This is a genomic window from Campylobacter hyointestinalis subsp. lawsonii (genome assembly GCF_013372165.1).
GTDB lineage: Bacteria > Campylobacterota > Campylobacteria > Campylobacterales > Campylobacteraceae > Campylobacter > Campylobacter lawsonii.
Genome location: NZ_CP053828.1, coordinates 1,683,859 through 1,701,568 on the forward strand (window position 1 = coordinate 1,683,859; position 17,710 = coordinate 1,701,568).

At 32.9% G+C, this 17,710-nt stretch carries 18 protein-coding genes and 2 pseudogenes; 9 read left to right on the forward strand and 11 right to left on the reverse strand.

Going from position 1 to position 17,710, the window contains the following annotated elements; all coding sequences use genetic code 11:
- Positions 1-2: 2 nt before the first annotated feature.
- The 3 genes from CHLWT_RS08690 (at position 3) to CHLWT_RS08700 (ending at position 4,316) form a co-directional block, all read left to right on the forward strand.
- Complete coding sequence (locus CHLWT_RS08690) at positions 3-1,178, forward strand: hypothetical protein (protein WP_112000755.1); 1,176 nt, start codon at positions 3-5, stop codon at positions 1,176-1,178.
- 162 nt (positions 1,179-1,340) lie between these two features.
- Positions 1,341-2,477 carry a hypothetical protein gene (locus CHLWT_RS08695; protein WP_112000753.1) on the forward strand — a complete coding sequence of 379 codons (1,137 nt, stop codon included), beginning with the start codon at positions 1,341-1,343 and terminating at the stop codon, positions 2,475-2,477.
- Positions 2,478-2,528: 51 nt separating this feature from the next.
- Positions 2,529-4,316, forward strand: a complete 1,788-nt coding sequence (locus tag CHLWT_RS08700) for a hypothetical protein (protein WP_112000752.1) — start codon at positions 2,529-2,531, stop codon at positions 4,314-4,316.
- An 84-nt stretch (positions 4,317-4,400) separates the two neighbouring features.
- Here CHLWT_RS08700 and CHLWT_RS08705 read toward each other — a convergent pair whose 3' ends face one another.
- Positions 4,401-5,210, reverse strand: a complete 810-nt coding sequence (locus CHLWT_RS08705) for a M48 family metallopeptidase (protein ID WP_112000751.1) — start codon at positions 5,208-5,210, stop codon at positions 4,401-4,403.
- Between the two features lie 8 nt (positions 5,211-5,218).
- Entirely contained in the window at positions 5,219-6,187 is a 969-nt protein-coding gene (locus CHLWT_RS08710) for a putative transporter (RefSeq protein WP_112000750.1), read from the reverse strand.
- A gap of 379 nt (positions 6,188-6,566) precedes the next feature.
- Here CHLWT_RS08710 and CHLWT_RS09495 point away from each other — a divergent pair.
- From CHLWT_RS09495 to CHLWT_RS09610, 6 genes and pseudogenes are all read left to right on the forward strand, one after another.
- Positions 6,567-6,671: pseudogene (locus CHLWT_RS09495) on the forward strand (anaerobic C4-dicarboxylate transporter family protein); the annotation flags it as partial.
- The gene (locus CHLWT_RS09500; RefSeq protein WP_244948774.1) at positions 6,660-6,887 is read left to right on the forward strand and encodes a hypothetical protein; all 228 of its coding nucleotides are present in this window, start codon (positions 6,660-6,662) and stop codon (positions 6,885-6,887) included. The pseudogene CHLWT_RS09495 and the gene CHLWT_RS09500, both read left to right, overlap by 12 nt.
- A 90-nt stretch (positions 6,888-6,977) precedes the next feature.
- Positions 6,978-7,103, forward strand: a pseudogene (locus CHLWT_RS09505) (hypothetical protein); the annotation flags it as partial.
- Positions 7,104-7,296: 193 nt separating this feature from the next.
- On the forward strand, positions 7,297-8,604 hold the full coding sequence (locus CHLWT_RS08720; protein WP_111969441.1) for a hemolysin family protein: 1,308 nt from the start codon (positions 7,297-7,299) through the stop codon (positions 8,602-8,604).
- Between the two features lie 249 nt (positions 8,605-8,853).
- Positions 8,854-9,795, forward strand: coding sequence for an acyltransferase (locus CHLWT_RS08725; RefSeq protein ID WP_143211768.1), 942 nt, complete (start codon positions 8,854-8,856; stop codon positions 9,793-9,795).
- 45 nt (positions 9,796-9,840) lie between these two features.
- Positions 9,841-9,963: a hypothetical protein gene (locus tag CHLWT_RS09610; RefSeq protein ID WP_280525906.1), complete on the forward strand. Its 123-nt coding sequence runs from the start codon at positions 9,841-9,843 to the stop codon at positions 9,961-9,963.
- Positions 9,964-10,250: 287 nt separating this feature from the next.
- On the opposite strand, the gene CHLWT_RS09725 is transcribed toward CHLWT_RS09610, so the two are convergent.
- The 9 genes from CHLWT_RS09725 to CHLWT_RS08770 all read right to left on the reverse strand — a co-directional run bounded on the left by CHLWT_RS09725 (position 10,251) and on the right by CHLWT_RS08770 (position 17,707).
- Positions 10,251-11,663, reverse strand: a complete 1,413-nt coding sequence (locus CHLWT_RS09725) for a CofH family radical SAM protein (RefSeq protein ID WP_244948775.1) — start codon at positions 11,661-11,663, stop codon at positions 10,251-10,253.
- A 157-nt stretch (positions 11,664-11,820) separates the two neighbouring features.
- On the reverse strand, positions 11,821-12,606 hold the full coding sequence (locus CHLWT_RS08735; RefSeq protein ID WP_112000409.1) for a hypothetical protein: 786 nt from the start codon (positions 12,604-12,606) through the stop codon (positions 11,821-11,823).
- Positions 12,603-12,755 carry a hypothetical protein gene (locus CHLWT_RS08740; RefSeq protein ID WP_170253194.1) on the reverse strand — a complete coding sequence of 51 codons (153 nt, stop codon included), beginning with the start codon at positions 12,753-12,755 and terminating at the stop codon, positions 12,603-12,605. The genes CHLWT_RS08735 and CHLWT_RS08740 overlap by 4 nt, the downstream gene beginning before the upstream one ends.
- 18 nt (positions 12,756-12,773) lie before the next feature.
- Positions 12,774-13,598, reverse strand: a complete 825-nt coding sequence (locus tag CHLWT_RS08745) for a hypothetical protein (protein WP_112000410.1) — start codon at positions 13,596-13,598, stop codon at positions 12,774-12,776.
- Between the two features lie 4 nt (positions 13,599-13,602).
- Positions 13,603-14,220, reverse strand: a complete 618-nt coding sequence (locus CHLWT_RS08750; RefSeq protein ID WP_112000411.1) for a hypothetical protein — start codon at positions 14,218-14,220, stop codon at positions 13,603-13,605.
- Positions 14,221-14,469: 249 nt separating this feature from the next.
- Positions 14,470-15,030 (reverse strand): bacteriohemerythrin, encoded by a 561-nt coding sequence (locus CHLWT_RS08755; RefSeq protein WP_063998893.1) that lies wholly within the window; start codon positions 15,028-15,030, stop codon positions 14,470-14,472.
- A 71-nt stretch (positions 15,031-15,101) separates the two neighbouring features.
- Positions 15,102-15,497: a hypothetical protein gene (locus CHLWT_RS08760; RefSeq protein ID WP_112000412.1), complete on the reverse strand. Its 396-nt coding sequence runs from the start codon at positions 15,495-15,497 to the stop codon at positions 15,102-15,104.
- On the reverse strand, positions 15,494-16,495 hold the full coding sequence (locus tag CHLWT_RS08765; RefSeq protein WP_111985938.1) for an iron-sulfur cluster assembly scaffold protein: 1,002 nt from the start codon (positions 16,493-16,495) through the stop codon (positions 15,494-15,496). The genes CHLWT_RS08760 and CHLWT_RS08765 overlap by 4 nt, the downstream gene beginning before the upstream one ends.
- Positions 16,496-16,516: 21 nt before the next feature.
- A complete protein-coding gene (locus tag CHLWT_RS08770; protein WP_111969308.1) occupies positions 16,517-17,707 on the reverse strand; it encodes a NifS family cysteine desulfurase in 1,191 nt (396 codons plus the stop codon).
- Positions 17,708-17,710: the final 3 nt, after the last annotated feature.

Genomic DNA, 17,710 nt, shown 5'->3' on the forward strand with positions numbered 1-17,710 from the left:
ATATGATTTTAACTGAGTTGATAAGTTCAAATTTAAATGAACCAAATTTATTAGGTCTGATAAAAGAAAAAGTTTTTAAAGACGCTAAGGAAATTTTTGCCTGTAAAAGTGATGAAGAAAAACTAGAAATTTCAAAGAGTTTCTTTGCAAAAGTCTGCACTGATTTAGATGAATTTAGTATTTTAAATTCAAAAAACGTAGATGTTGTTTTGGAGTCTATAAACAAGGCTATGAACTATGATGCTGAGCAGTATCTTTATAAGATAATGTTTGAGCGAGACAGACTAAAAAAACAGATAAAAGATGAAAAACAGCATATGAAAACTCTGATGAGCCTTACTTGCAAGGGCTTAGAAGAGTTCATCTCTACTAGTAAATTTAAAAATAAAGACGAGATATCAAAGATCCTAAAAGATAGACTTATAAATGATCTTGAGTTGCTTGGTATCTTAAAAGAGACGGCAGAATCCGCGTTTTTAACCACTATAGAGATGGGAAATGACGTCGAAGATACGGCTTATGAAATAGCAAAAAGTATGGTCTATCTAGCCATAAATGAAGGTGAGCTTTCAAAAAGCCGTTTTATGGATATAACTTTGGTTGTTATAGAATCAGCTATAAGTATTTCAAATGAGAGTAAAATTTATGCAAAAGAGTTGCTAAAAGGTGCCATAAATGGCAGCAATGATGGCATATCAAAAGCGATAGAAAAGTTCAAAGACGAGCTTAAATTTATCCCAGATGAGATCAGCGATAGTCTAGAGCTGAGCATAAAAGAGATAACCAAAGTAGAAGATGAGTTTATATCTTTGCTAAAAGAGCTAAGCACAAAATGTGACGAGCCTGCAAGTAGCATTATCACCGAGATCTTGCAAAGCGATTATGATACGTATTTTGCAAAGCTAAGAAGAATTTCAGCCGAAGCAAGAGAGCAAATACTAGAAAAGATAGAAGAGATTAGAGGGAAGAGCCTTAGGCTAAAAGATGGACTAAATATAGACGAAAAAATACTAAATTTAAAAAAAGAGATAGTAGAACTAGAGAAAAAAGCCAGTCAAAAATTAGCTCAAATGAAGAGCTTACAAACATTTGAAAACGCTAAAGAACAAGCCAAAAAGCTTGGTGATAGAGTTTATGAGGCTGCTAAAAATCTCATTGACAATGCAAAAAAAAGCTAAATTTATACTTTACTTCTTGAATGGTGATAGAAATCGCCATTCTAATATAAATTTATCCTTAAACAAAATTCAAACCAAATAACTTCACTATAAAGTAAACTATATTAATCTATTTTTAGTATCGCCGATTTATGGATTATATTTCAAATAAAAGAAGATTTGATGAAAAAATTTGCTTTAGCAACTATTTTTTTAGTTTCTGCTCTTTTTTCAGCAGATAATTTTACTTTTGAAAAAGTAAATAACCCAAAAGAGATTTTAAGTAAAATTTCTACTAAAAAGCCAAGCAGATCCAAGCGAAGTGTTCGCTCTTACACTCCACTTCCTATAGATCAGTTTGTGTTTGATTCAAATTTAGATGAGCTTACGAGCATTTCAAGTGGCGGACAGCTTTTATTTTATTTGGCTTATAATAAAAATCAAGGTGATCCCACAAATTTTCTAATTAAAAATATTTCAGAAAATTATCGTTGTGATTATGATGGAACAAATCAAGCTAATTGTAATTTCGATTTGTATCATACTAGAGTTGAATACGCCCTAAATAGCATCGGTGGTTGGTTTTATTTCACGCAATATCCATCTAGTGATGATGAGTTTGTTTTAATCAGTAGAATGAATTCGCAAAGAGGTTCGGTTGAATCTTTGATGTTAGATACCCCGTCTTATAGAAAACCACATTTTAAAGTATTTGTTGATACTTATGGTAAGCTTAGTGTAACATTTACCTTAGTAACTGGTGGCACTCAAACAGTATCAACACCACAAGCTATACCATTAAATACTAAAGTTTATCTTCAAGCAAACAATACGGGAATAAACTATGAAGTAGGCTGGACTACACTTGATGGAGTTAGCTCAAGAGCAAGTGGAAGTCATCAAGGATTTTCTATCCCAGCTGATATAGATGAGCATAGGGTTGGTCGAAATACTCAAAAACTTTGTGTATCAGATGGTGGTGATAACGCTACAAAAGAGACATCTGGTTGTATAACGATCTCTTCTCCTTTTGCGGGGCAAGAATTTAATAGATCAAAAAATACATACAAAACTTTTTCTAAATATCACCGTATGACTAACTTTTTTTGGGATTATGGCGTAGATATGTTTGCAGATATGAATACAACAAATCTTAGCAATAAGCCTATATACCAATCAAGCTTATCTATAGATGGAAATTTGATAAATAAAATACTTTCAGATCTGTCTGGCGCTACAAATTATTTTAATAATGGCGAACTTAGAGTTTATGTAGATGGCAATAATAATGTTATAGTTGCCGATATTAGGGCATATTAATTAACTTTGGGCGATTAATTCGCCTAAAACTCAACGCAAGAAAGGTTTAAAATGAATATTAGCTTGCTATCATCAAATACATTTCAAATTCAAATTAATCAAAAATTGCCAAAAATAGAGCCAAATTTCGCTCAAACAGAGCAAATAAAACAAGATGAAAACACTGATAGATTTGGTAGAAAAATAGAGTATTATGATTATTATGCAGGATCTTACGGAGACATAAATATAGTCCAAAAATATGAAACAAAAACACAAACCAAAGAAGAAGCGTTGGATGAATTTATCGCTAGACAAACAAAGAGTATTTTAGATGGTGCTTTGTATAATTCAACATTTGGTGTGTCAGATATAAAAGGTATATCAGAAGTAAGAGAACACACTGCGACCATAGAGGATTTTGAGTATCCAACATTTGATAGTGGATATTTCATGGATATATATTATTATCGATATGGCAAAATCCCGCAAGAGTACTACCTAAATTCCTACGCAAACTCAAATTTAATTGATACTAAATTTGGTAAAGCAGAGCTATTTTTGGATTTAGCTGGAGATAATGATAGATTAGGAGTTGGAAGCTTTAGCTCAAATTCGCAGCTTTTTAGATTTGATAGTGATGGAAATGGATTTGTAGATAAAAATGACACCTACTTTGATAAACTAAAAATAAGAGCTTATGATAAAGATGGAAATGAGATTATCAAAAAACTCAGCGAAGTAGTTGATAGTATAAATTTAAAAGATTTTATAGATAGCAAGAGCAATGCCTTAAAAAAACTTGAAGCTCAAAAAGATAATTATGGAACAATAGAAGCTTATGAAAACTCATTACAATCGCTAAAAGATTATAATCCATACTCTATTTTTAAGCCTGAAGTAAGATATGAAAGTATGAATGAGAATGATATAAAAGAGCTCTCAAAACTAGCCGATGAAGATGGCTGGATAGATATAAATTTAAATTTAGGAACTTTTGATGTAGGATTACTTGGGATTGCTTACGCTAAGCAAGGGGTTGATGGGAATTATAGATTAGAAGAGTTATCTAGCTGGATTGAAGGCTATACGACAAATTTCGGTGCTAAAAATGAATATAACCCAATTACTAAAAAAGTTTCTTGGCGAGATAGCGATAAAGACTCTTATCAAAATCAACAATACACTAGATTTATAAATTTATATAATGATTATATGAGCGAGCTTAAAAATAGAGATGATTATATAAATGAATTTGATGATGAAACAAAGGCAAGGTATCAAAATGTAAAATCTAGCGTTATGCTATCTATAGAGCGTGAATTTAGCTCTGCGACCGGACTTAACTTCACCTTAGAAAATCTACAAAAAGTCAAAGATAGCTTTGCAAAAGATAGAGCAAATACCGCAAATATGCTTAAAGACACAGACGCATTAACAGCTATAAAAATCAACAAAAATGGCACATTTACCCTTAAATTTAACAGCGGAAGGGAGATAATCGTAAATGAGCTTTATAAAGATAGCGGTAAAGCCTTTGATATAGAACTAAATTTAAATGCTAAGTTTATGAGCGAAGAAGAACTAAACCAAAACTTAGATCTAAGCGTAAGCGTCGCAAAAGTAAAAGATGAAATAACAGGAGAAGTACAAACCAAATCTTTAAAAGATTTAGGAGTGCAAATAATCAAAAAGCTGACAAATGGTAAATTCGCACTTCAAACAAATGATGGCAGAAATATCATCGTAGATCAAATTTACACCAAACTAAATGATAAAGAAAAAGATCAAAATAGTAATAAAAATCAAATAGATGATAAAGAAAAATTCTACCCAAAACCACTTAGAATTTGGGCGTAAGCAGTTTAGAGTATATTTTTGATTATAAATTTATAAAATCATTTAAAGACCATAAAAACAGCTTTTAAATTTGCTTTAAAAGCGTTATTGCTTTTTAGCATTTTTGTATAATGGTTCTACTTTTGCGACTATTTGTTTAAGATCTCGTATTCTAGTGTCGTTTGATGGGTGAGTAGAAGCTATCTCAAGAGGCGTATTTGCGTTTTGCTTTGCCATTTTTTGCCATAGTTTTATAGCAGCGTTTGGATCAAATCCTGCTCTTGCCATTAGCTCTGTTCCCATAGCATCTGCTTCGCTTTCGTTTGAGCGAGAAAATGGAAGAGTTATTGTATATTTTGTCGCTAAATTTGCTAAATTCGCTCCTTCTTGCCCAAGTCCAAGCACACTAGCACCTATTGATAAAGCGGCGTTTTTGGCTAGATCTATACTTGCTTTTTCTCTGCTATGCTCTCTTAGAGCGTGAGAAATTTCGTGTCCGATTATGGCGGCTAGTTCATCGTCGCTTAGGCTTAGCTTTTCTATTATTCCGCTATAAACAACTATCTTTCCTCCTGGCATACACCAAGCATTTATAGTATCTTCATTTATTACATTGACTTGCCAGTCCCATTTCAAAGCATCATCTCTAAAAACGCCGACTTGCTTTATAAGGCGATTTGATATCTCTCTTACTCTTTTTGTTTGAGCTACATTTTTATTTAATGTATTTTTGGCTTTTGCCTCATTTAAAGCTACTATGTAAGCTTGTGTGGCTGCATTATCTATCTCTGATTTGCTTATTAAAAATAGTTGAGAGTTGCTACTTTGAGCAACAGAAGGCTTTGTAGAGCTATAAAAACAGCCTCCAAAAATAAGCAGACCTACTACTAAAATGGCAAAAGAGCGTTTTTTCATTTTGCATACTATCCTTTAAATTTAATGTTTATTTCAAACTCATCTAGACGTTTATGTATGCTTCTAAGTTCTGTTATAGTAGTCCAGTTGTCTATAAACACACTAAAACTACTTCTTACTTGATCAAAGGCATTACTGACTTGTACTAAGATACCAAGCGTAATGATGCCAGTAAATAGCCCAGGTCCCATTATCACATAAGGGACTATTACCATAAATTGCGAGAACGATATAAGCCAAACGTTAAAATATCCATAATGCAAAAACAGCCTATAGAAATTATACCTAAGTCCAGTAAAAAGCTCAAAGATTGTCTGTGAGTTTGCATAGTTTATCTTATCATCTTCAGCATACACAAGCTCTTTTCTAAATGCAGCTTCACTTTTTTGTATGTTGTATTCGAGTTTTGGTAGTTTTATGCCGACAAACCATGAAATTATCAGTCCGCCGACGCTAACAACTAAGGCTATCCATACAAGTGATCCTGGTATTTCTTTGATGATAGGCATATCTATACCCTTGCTAAGCCCCCATAAAACCGGTATAAATGCGATAAGCGTCATTATGGCTCTTAAAATTTGAAGCCCCAAACTTTCAGTGATCTTTGCAAATCGATAAACGTCTTCTTGCATACGTTGGCTTGAGCCTTCGATATCCTTTTCGCATTTTTTCCAAACATCTACATAGGCAAAAGTCATCGCCTCTCTCCAGCGAAACACCCAGTGGCTAGCAAAGAAGCTTGTTATGGTAGATATAATCACATAAGGCATTGCTATATATAAAAACTGCAAAATTCCAGCCCAAAACTCATCAACGCTATGTTCTTTTACATTTTGCAAAATATCGTAGAAATCTTTATACCAGTTGTTTATCGCTACATTTAAATGAGTTTGAAATACTAAAGATACTATGATAAGACCAAGTCCGCCATAAGCCCAAAAAGCCCATTTTTTACTTTTGAAAAATGATGAAAACATATACACCTTTTTTTAAATTTGAGTGATTATATCACAGGTTTCTTAAATAAATTTATTTGTTTTTGTGAAATGAGTTATCAAAAAATAATAGTTTGCAAGGTTTTGTTTTTATCTTTTTTTCAAATTTAGCTAAATTGAAACTAGCTTATCTATATTTTATAGCAATAAATAATTTATAACTAAATTTATACTTATAAATTTACATTAAGTTTTAAATATATAATTTATACGATTAAACTATATCTTAAATAAACTTTAATACTATAGGTTAATTAAGAAGAAAATAAACATTTTAATAATATAATACTTACAAATCTTAAATTAAAAGTAGAAATGTATGGATTTTTTTATGAATCTTAGCTAAGGTTGGCAATTTACTATTTGGCTTCTCATAGTCCTTATTTGTCTATTTTATGGAGCAAAAAAGGGCGGTATAGCTTTAGGACTTCTTGGTGGTATAGGTCTTATAGTTTTGGTATTTGCATGCAGTGGTTGCGACATTAGGATATTTCAAAGATTTAAGACCGGCTTGGAACTCAACCAAAGGGTAGTTCAAATCGTAGCTGTTTATCCAACAGAACAAAAGATCTTAGAAAAAATCGTTTTAAAAGATGCAAAGATCTTAGGCTCTCATATAGATATTTATGGTAGTAAGCTAAAAGGAAATGTAAATAATATTTCTAGATTGACGCTTACTTAAAAAGATGGTTCAAAAATAACTTTTACTCAAAATGAACAAGGTAGCGTTGTATATACAAATGCAAGAAATATAGGCAAAAACGAGATTTTCCGCTTAGGAACTACTCATATAGGCAAATATGTTATCAATCACAGCTTCATTTTTCCTGGACTTATCGGAGTTATAAGTTCTTGTATATTTGGTTATATTTTAGCCGGACTTTATGGTTATCTATAGTAGATTTGGGCTTTATAGCCCAGATCTTTTATTTTAAAAAATATCTACTGATTTTATCTATTCTTTTATAAAAGATCATCTAAATTTAAAAATATACAAAAAATGTTTTTAAATTTATTTTTGTAAATTTTTTGGTATAATAATCCAAAATTTTTCTATATAAGGACAATAATTGGACACGGAACCCTTTATTATGGTTATTTTAGCTGCTGTTTTTATATTTTTAAACGGCTTTTTTGTTTTATCTGAATTCTCGATCGTTAAAGTTAGAAAATCAAGACTTGAGGAGCTTGTAAAAGATAAAGTTCCAAATGCAAAACTTGCTTACAAAATGTCAAATTCACTCGATACTTATCTTAGCGCAACACAACTTGGAATAACTCTTAGCTCTCTTGCACTTGGTTGGGTAGGCGAGCCAGCAGTTGCAAATCTCATAGAAACACCTCTTAAAACTTATTTTGGTATAGATGGCATTGCCGTCCATACTATAGCATTTATCATAGCTTTTACTCTTATCACACTTTTGCACGTCGTACTTGGAGAGCTTGTGCCAAAATCAGTAGCCATAGCAAAAGCAGAAAAATCAGTTTTATTTATCGCTAAACCACTTTATATATTTTGGGTGATATTTTTTCCTGTTATTAGGACATTTGACTTCATTGCTAGTTTATCTCTTAAAACTATAGGTATAAAACCTGCAAAAGATAGCGAGCTTGCCCACTCTGAAGAAGAGATTAAAATCATAGTCGGTGAGAGCTTAAAGGGCGGTGTGCTAGATAGCATGGAAAGTGAAATCATAAAAAATGCCGTTGATTTTAGTGATACAGTGGCTAAAGAGATCATGACTCCACGCAAAGATATGGTATGCCTAAATAAGCAAAAAAGCTTTGAAGAAAATATGAAAGCCATAGAAGATAGTAAATATACACGTTTTCCATATATAGATGGAAGCAAAGATATAGTGCTAGGAATGATACATATAAGAGATATATTGCAAAATAATCTAAGAAATATAGATACAAATTTAGATAATATAGTTCGTAAATTTATCATAGTTCCAGAAAATAGCTCAATATCTAAAATCCTTGTAATGATGAATAAAGATAGAATTTCAGCAGCTCTTGTCGTCGATGAATACGGCGGGACTGCGGGACTTCTAACGATGGAAGATATCATCGAAGAGATTGTAGGTGATATCAACGACGAACACGATGATAAAGACCAAAATTATAAAAAAATCGCCGATGATACATATGAATTTAATGGTAGATTTGAGATTGAATCTGTGGAAGAGATAATGGGAATTTGCTTTGATGAAGAGACAGAGCAGCTCACAATCGGCGGATATGTCTTTAATCTATTTGAGAGACTTCCTATAGTCGGAGATAAGATAGATGATGAAAACTGCATATATGAAGTCACAAAGATGGACGGGGCTAGTATCGGTGCAGTTAAAGTAACGCTTTTAAATTCCAATGATAATGAAGAGGAATTCAACTAACACGCTACGCCTTTTTGGCGTGGTATATTCTTAAATTCATATAAACTAAATTTAGTTTTTTAATCAAATTTTTTATCCCACGCCAATGCAAAGCGATCTATTTTCTATTTTGCGTAGTTTAAAGGAAATCATCAAATCTACCAAATTTGATTTAAGATTATTGAAACTAATCTTAAATAAATAAACTAGTCTATTTTTCTCATTTCGTTTTTTTTGATAATCTACCGCCAAAGTTTCGCAGGAGAGATTATGCAAAAACATATAATAGAAAATGGAAATGTGATTTATGCTTATGAATCTTTGGATAAAATTTTAAATAATTCAAATATCAAATTTAATGGTAAGAATAATATTTTATTTTTATGCAGCGGTGCTAAAATCGATAATTCTAATATTGAATTTGTCAATGATAATTCACTAGTGTTTATATGTTCAACTAATTTAATCAAAACAAACATTTCTTTGCATTATAATAGTATTTGTTATATTGGAAATTACTCATATTTTAATCCATATGGAATGCGATATTTGGCCCTAGCTGAAGGGCAAAATATTATATTTGGAGATGGATGTTTATTCTCTACTCATATAGAATTTCATACACTTGATTGGCATTTAATATATGATAACGATACGAATTTAAGAGTAAATTTATCAAAATCTATCTATTTAGGAGACCATGTGTGGATTGGTATAGATGCTTTGATATTAAAAGGCTCTATAATCCATTCCGGTGCGATCATCGGCGCTAGAAGTGTATCTACAAAGCAATATTATTCTAATACTGTAAATGTGGGTAATCCGGCAAGGGAGATAAAATCAAATTTGTTTTGGGATGCGAAATGTCCGAAGAGTTATACAAAAGAACAAACCCTAAAACACTCAAATATCCCAAATGATGATTTCAAATACACCTACAACCAAAACGAATTCCTATCACCAAAAGCAATTGAAGCCAAGCTAGACTCCCTAAATACAGCACAAGAGAAATTAGAATTTGTATATGACGCAATCTATATGAATAAAAACAAAAATCGCTTTGCTTACTTCAAAGATATGCCTTACGATATCCCTTTACCAAAATACGAAAGCAAATTTAAACTTTTAAAATTTGAAGAGATACAGCCCACATCGTCACAACCCGCCACACCACAACCAACCCCACAAGAGCAGATAAGCTCACTCAAATAAGAGATAAATAAAAAAGATAAGGCTATAAAAGAATTTAGTGATAAATTGAGTTTGCAAGAAGCTAATCTAAAATCAACAAACGAGAGCTTACTCAAAAAAGACCTAGAGATCAAAAATTTAGAAATAACTAGCCAAAAAGCCCAAAACATCAAAAATCATCTAAGTTAGGAAATGCTTTTATAAAAGCACACAAAAGCTGGTATAAAGGCGGATATATTAAATTTATATTTGAAGCTATAAAGATCAAAAACGAGCATAAAAATAGAACAAAATAAAGATAAAAAATAAATAAAAATAAAGCATTATGGCTGAGCTATTTAGTTTTTGTAATTTTAAAATATAATAAATACAAAGTAAATAGCCAAGCAAAATGTTATAAATTTAAATTTTGTAAGACAACCAAAAATAATCAAAATATCATAAACTTAAATTTATAAAATAGGCCATAATCAGGGCTAAAACATCTCCAAAATATCATAGTTTGTGTTACGTTTAGCAGGAATTTCGCCTATATCTTTGATGATTTCTATCATCTCATTTTGGCTCATTCTAAAGCTTGCTCCGGCTGCTTTGACGACGTTTTCTTCCATCATAGTGCTACCTAGATCATTTGCTCCAAATTTTAATGCAAGCGCCCCAACATAACTGCCTTGAGTCACCCAGCTACTTTGTATATTTTTAAAATTATCTAAAAATAGTCTTGAAACTGCAAGCAGTCTTAAGTATCTATTTGGCGATTGTTTTTTGATATTTGGATACTCTTCTTTTAATTTAGTGTTTTGTGACTGAAAACTCCAAAGTATAAAAGCTCTAAAGCCACCTGTTTCATCTTGAAGACGTCTGATTTTATCCAAGTGTTCTATTATCTCAGTGTCAGTTTCAACCGTCCCAAACATCATCGTAGCCGTAGTTTTCATACCTATAGAGTGAGCTTCTTTATGGATATCAAGCCATTTTTGGCTACTGCATTTTTTAGGTGCGACTATATCTCTTACTCTATCACTTAGCACCTCAGCACCAGCTCCTGGGATACTATAAAGCCCATCATCACGCTCATACACGCTCATATCGGGGTTAAATGTAAAATCATCAGCTTCCATATCGCTCGTCTTAGGCGAAAAATCAAGCCTTTGGATATAAACCCCACTTACCCCAGCAGGCAGACTTTCATTTAAATCATTGATTTTATTTAGCTCATAATTATTTTTATAAACATTACTAACAACACCTAGAGATACATTGTTCGCACTAAAAGCACTATCATTAGTGCTAAAACCTTTTGGCAAATCTGCCAAATCACTTGTGCTAAAAGTGCTTTTGCTAGTGCGAACCACGCTTTGGGGCTGCGCATAATAAGCCCCAAAATTTGCTGCTACATCTATGTTTTTGTAGTAGCTAGGTTCTGTGATTTTACCCTGCTGTGCTGCTATGAAGTTTTTGTGTAAAGTGGCGTTCCAAGCAGTGTTTTTATGCGAGACTTCTACAAACTCATCTAGTGTGCTTTTGTGAATTTGAAACTCAGCTGGCAAACCAGCGGCCGCGTTAAAATCCGCTCCCATAAAGCCTTTGCTATCTACGCTATATCCATAGGCGGTAGCGGTTGAGGTAGTTGCTTGACTGACAGCAGTCGCCGAACTCACAGCCGAACTCACACTTGAATTCATAGCTGAATTTATCTCTACATTTGAGCTATGGAATTCTAGGTATTCTATGCCGTTTATTTCTAGTTTTTTGCCTGTTTTTATATCGCTTTGGGTTTTTATCTCGGCAGGGAATTCTAGTTTGAAAGTTTCATTAGAATTCCCTTGTTTTTGCTTAGAAAAACTAGAATTCCAGCTTAAAGAGCTTTGATTTTGTGTTACTAGCATTTTTTGCCTTTTTATTTTATATGCTAAGCAATATCTGTTCCAAAATGAGAGAAAGTTTTATAAAATATTGTTACAATTCTACACAAAATATTAATTTAAAATTCTTAGCAATTTTCTATGTTTTATTCTATAATTCCTAGATACAAAACTCTAGATTTTACGCCTTTATATCTATTTTTTTCATTATTTCTAAAAGAGCTAATGGATTATTATTTTTTAAAAACTCTTCAAAGAAAGTTTTTAGAATTTCGTTTTTACTCTCAAAACTAGCACTCCTGCTTTTTGCGCCGTTATATTGTCGCATTAGCATACGATTATTGCGTTCTATTTCATCATCTGCACTTGTTATATCAGCCGCTGCTTTGCTTAGATTTTCTCTTAAATTAGCAAAATCAGCTTTGATATTTTTTCCGCCACTTTGCTCGCTTAGCTCTTTTACTCTATTTTTCCACTCATCTATGCTTATAGGCTCAAGAAACAAAGCACTAGCTTTTTCTTCCATGTTTGGTGCGCTAAAATTTATAACATTTTCATCGTAGAATTTCACAATCTCTAATTGCTTTTCATTACTCATAGCTATGAATTGCTCCATAAAAGTTCCTTTTTTCTCTCCGCCAAAAATAGCTTGAGTTAGCGAATATTGTAATGCCTCTACAATATTGCCATTAGGTTTTGGCGAGTTTAAGAGCTTATAGATTTCAATGCTTTTTGGATCGGTTTTCTCATCATTGCTCAGCTCTTCTTTCCAAAGCTTGATTTCTCCGTTTTTTTCTTCACCTTTTATACCTGAATTTACAAATGCATCAATTTTTGCATTACTCAGCTCGTTTGCGCTTAACTCGTTTTGGTTTTTTACTTCGTTTGAAAATGCCTTTGTTATAGCAGCATAAGCTCCAGCCTCTACAAATCTAGAACTAAAAGTTTGTGAAAAAATATCATTCATTTTAGACCTAACCTTAACCCGAGCACCCTTACACCAGGGCTATTATCACTAACATTACCATTAGTAAGACTAGCTAATAAATCAGCACCAAAGGCACCGCTAGCTAAAATAGTTGAAATTACAGCACCAAAGAAAAGTTTTTTAGACATATTTACTCCTTAAAAAATTTACGCCCTAATATCTATTTTTTTCATAAACTCTAAAAACTTCAAAGGGTTATTATTTTTTAAAAACTCTTCAAAAAATATTTTTAAAATCTCATTTTTACTCTCAGCGTTTATATTTTTACTCTTTGCGCCGTTATATTTTCGCATTAGCATGCGATTATTGCGTTCTATTTCATCGGCTTTTTCTTGTTCGTTATTTTTAGTATTTGTGCTTATTGCTGGTGTTTGGCTAAAATCTACACCGGCGTATTCATAACCCTTATATTCACCTGGGTGTGAGTTTTTATATTCCATTGTTTTTTTAGAAAATTCAGCCCATTTATTCTTAAACTCATCAATGCTAATATCATCTAAAAATAGCTTAGCAAGTTCGCTTTCACCATAAGGCGTGATTAGGCTAACTGGGTTTTTACCTATGAAATCAACCAAGCTTTTTATCTCACTTTGGCTCATTTTTGACATTTGCTTTGTGATAGTGTTTTTATCGCTAAGCCCTATAATTGCATCATAAGATGAATATTGTATTGCTGAAATAATGTTTGAGCTATCAGCACCACGCTCTATGATGCCTTTTATATATTCTATTTGATTTTGCTGAGACATCAAGCGCTCATCATCGCTAAGCTCTTTTGATGGTGCTAGAATAGTGCCATTTTCTAGCCTAGCTTCTAGGCTTTTAGCACCTTTTTCTACTTGCGTAAGCTCTTTTAATTTACCATCTAAACTTTGGTTTAAATTTATTTTTTTAGCAAATTTTGCGCTTTGAAAGGCTCCATTTATGTCTTGTTCTATGTTTTGTGCTGCTATATCTCTTAGATTTATCATTTTTTTACCTTATACTTTTTATTTGCAAGCCGCCTAATTGGCTTTCAAATTGCGATTTAAAATTAGCGCTCAAAGTTTTAATAATTTGATTGTTGTTTAATAAATTGCTAGTTGTAAGATTGTGAAAAGTCCTTAGTTTTTCATCATAAGAAACAACTTTATAAGTGAAATATGTATACTGTTGACTTCTGTTGATGCTTGTATTTCTTGTTACTACATAGCCTATATGTTGTGTCATAGCGTAGTCTATCATATTTTTAATTTCTTTATGATTTTTGTAGCTAATAGGAGCAATCTCAGCTATTGCACTTAAGTATTCTTGACCTATCCTTGTCAAAGTAAGACTGGTAGCTGTTCCATTTTTAATTTCATCGTAATTTGGATTTAGCTTATATTTATTAAAGGGTCTTACGAGCACAAGCATCTCATTTTGATTTAATTGACTAACATATGAATATAAAAGCCCACCCTTAACTTGCTTTGCTTCATCTAGGCTAAGCACCTTTGCGCCAGGGCTATTATCACTTATTTTGCCATTTGTTAGCTTAGCTAATAAATCAGCAGCAAATAACGAACTAGCTAAGCTAACAATTAAAAAAGATAAAAAAAGAAAATTTTTCACTAACTTTCCTTTTAAATAAGATATTTGACATTATAATAAAACGAGAAATAAATAACAAGAGCTTTTTATGTAAGTGTTTATATTTTACGCATTTTACCTTTGCATATAAAAAATATTTTTGCATAATTTTATTTAGAGAATTTTATTATTTCTAAATTTAGTTGGTGCATTTTCCAACTGCAACCTTGAAACATTCCTGATTTGCACTAGGTAGCACTTGCAATCAATAATCGATCTTAATATTTATGATTATCGGTCTTTTATTTTTATGAGTTGGTTGCATATAGAACATGAATATTTTTTACCTTGCAGTATTCTATCATGTATGGTTTTTGATATATTGTGTATTTTATTTTGGCAGCCACAGACGTATTCATACTTTATGTCATCTTTTTTCAGATCTTTTTGTATATTTATGGCTTTTAAACGTCTCCATTCTTCTATTTTAACATCATTTTGAAGTATGTGTTCAATTAGCCATCTTTCAGCTATTACGACTAAATTTTCTTTCATATCATTGATATTTTTTGTAGTGCGTATCAAATTTGACATACTATTTATAATGTCTTTATGGATCTTAGAGTGCTCTTCTAGTCTTGGATAGCCTATTTGTTCCATATATAGCTCTTCTTTGCTAAAATGTTCTTTCATATACTCAAAGAATTCGCCTATAATACCCTTCATATCATCTTTTGAGATATTTTTGTTCGCGTATATATAGGCTTTTCTTGCTAATTCGAACAATTTTTTGTGTTGCGCGTCTATCTCGTCATTATTAATGCTATACTTTGCATCCCATATAGGAATCATAATACCACTCCCTCACAAAAAAATTCGCACGATGTGTATTATACTAAATTCTATGTGAGTTTGTATATATTTTATCTGAATTTTATATTTAAATCAGCAATTGTGATACTTTTTTCATCAAAGCTTACTATAAAGTCATTTTTAAATTCGACAACTCTAGCAAGAAAGAAGCTAGTAAATTTATTTGCAAGAACAGAATTTCTTAGTGTTAAAATACGCTCACTCAAAAGCTCTTTATCTATGATATCTGAGCTTATGATTCCTAAGGTTTCATCATCTATGCAGTATCTAAATTTATCGCTATCTTCTAGCCCATCATCATGAACTCCGACATTAAAATTCGCATATTCATAGACGCCATTAATTTTACCAAAGCCAAGTTTTATTTCACATAGGTTTTCATAGCTTAGTATGTATTTTAAGGCGCCTATATAGTAGCTTCCTTTTTTAAATTTAGCACTTATCAAACTGGAAGTACTCTGATATTTGGGCTGAGATTTTCTTGAAGTACTGTTTCTATTGCATAAAGCGTACCGCCAGCTCCACTAGCACAACCACTACAAGCACCAAGATATCTAATGTAAATATCTATTTTACCGCTCTCTTCGTCTTTTTTGATATCCAATATCTCAAGATTTCCACCATCCATCGCAAGCATAGGGCGTATATTTTCATCTATTACTGCTTCTACGGCTTTTAGTTGTTTTACGATAGTTAGCTCTTCAAAGCTTAGATCGCTATCAAGTCCGCTTCCGCTTATTTTTGCATCAGCTATGGCTTTTAGTCTTTCAGCTTCCATTTCGGCTCTAGTTTCTGCTAAGATATCGACTAGATAATACTCTCTTTTTTCATGGCCACCTGGTTTGATACAGCTCTTACAAAAAGCCCCCGCCTTTGTATATTGAGTGATCTCTTCAACTGTTTTTAAGTCATTTAGTCGAATTACCTCTTTTATCGTCCCAAGGCTCACTCTAGCACACTCACACACGATAATCTCATCTTCAAAATGCTCTGGATCTACACCTTTATAGCTAGCCGCAGCTGCTTTTATAACATCATAAGCCATAACCGAGCAGTGCATTTTTTGTGGTGGGACAGCTGGCACATCAGGGGTATCGCGCATAGCTTTTTCTACATCTATATTTGTGATTTTGACTGCTTCATCTACGGTTTTACCTTTGCAAAGCTCAGCCATATAGTCGCTACTTGCTATAGCCGTTCCACAGCCAAAGCTTTTAAATTTAGCTTCTTTGATGATATCGGTGCCTTCTTCGACAGCCCAATACAGCCTAACTGCGTCGCCACAGCTCTCTGCGCCATGGTCTGCAATGATGAGCTTACAGCCCATAGCTTTAGCATCTTCTTCTGTGATTTCGCCCATATTTTTTGGGTGATTCATCGCATCTTGAACTTTTTGAGAATACTCTTCCCATATATTTCCGCTTATTAAATTTCCTTTAGCCATTTTTATTCCTATAGTTTTATTTTATAATCCAGATTTATGCCATTTTGGAGCGTAAGCATAACTACTTGAGATACTTCTTAGTCTTTTAGTAGCTGCTTTTATCTTTTCTATAGCATAGTCTATCTCTTCTTCAGTGTTAAATCTAGACAGAGAGAGCCTAAGAGCGGTATGAGCTAGCTCACTATCAGCACCTATGGCCTCCATTATCGGGTTGCTTTCTAGATCTTCGCTTGCACAGGCTGAGCCAGTACTAGCTGCAATGCCAACTTGATTTAGATCCCAAAGCATAGCTTCTCCTTCTACGCCTTTTATAGAAGCTAAAATAGTATTTGGCACTCTATGTTCTTTTTTGCCTATAACAGTAACTTCTGGAAGTTCAAGCAGAGCATCTTCTAGTTTATCTCTTAGTCTTCTTACGTGAGAATCTTCGTATTTTAAGAATTTATTAGCATTTTCTAGCGCTTTTCCCATAGCTACTATTCCAGCTACGTTTAGCGTACCACTTCTTCTACCGCCCATATGCTCTCCGCCGTGAAGCAAACTAGTAAGCTTCATACTATCTTTTATAAATAGACCGCCTACGCCTTTTGGGCCGTGAAATTTATGTGCCGAGAAGCTTAGAAAATCAACATCTACGTCTTGAGTATTTACTGGAATTTTACCTATAGCTTGAACAGCGTCAGTATGAAAAAGCGCTCCGTATTCGTGAGATACTTTAGCAAGCTCTTTTATAGGAAATATCATTCCTGTTTCGTTATTTGCCCACATTACTGTGACAAGTGCTACGTCATCGCCCATCACTCGTCTAAGATCATCAGGCGTAATGACACCTTCTTCATTGACATCTATCCTTGTAATTTCTACACCAAGACTTTCTAAAAACGTGCAAGTTGCTCCGATAGCCGGATGTTCGACTGTGGTAGTGACTATACGTTTTTTTTCACCCGTAAAAATCTTGTCAAAATAGATGCCTTTTAAAACCCAGTTGTTGCTCTCAGTAGCACAGCTAGTAACGATAATATCATCGCTATCTTTCGCATTTATACCAGCATATAGTTGATCCATAGCAGTACGCAAAGCAGGGTGAGTTTGGCTACCATAAGCATGAAGTGAGTTTGGATTTCCAAAGTTTTCTTGCAAAAACGGTAACATAAGCTCAAAAGCTTCAGGATCAAGCATAGTGGTTGCGTTATTGTCTAAATATACTTTCAAATT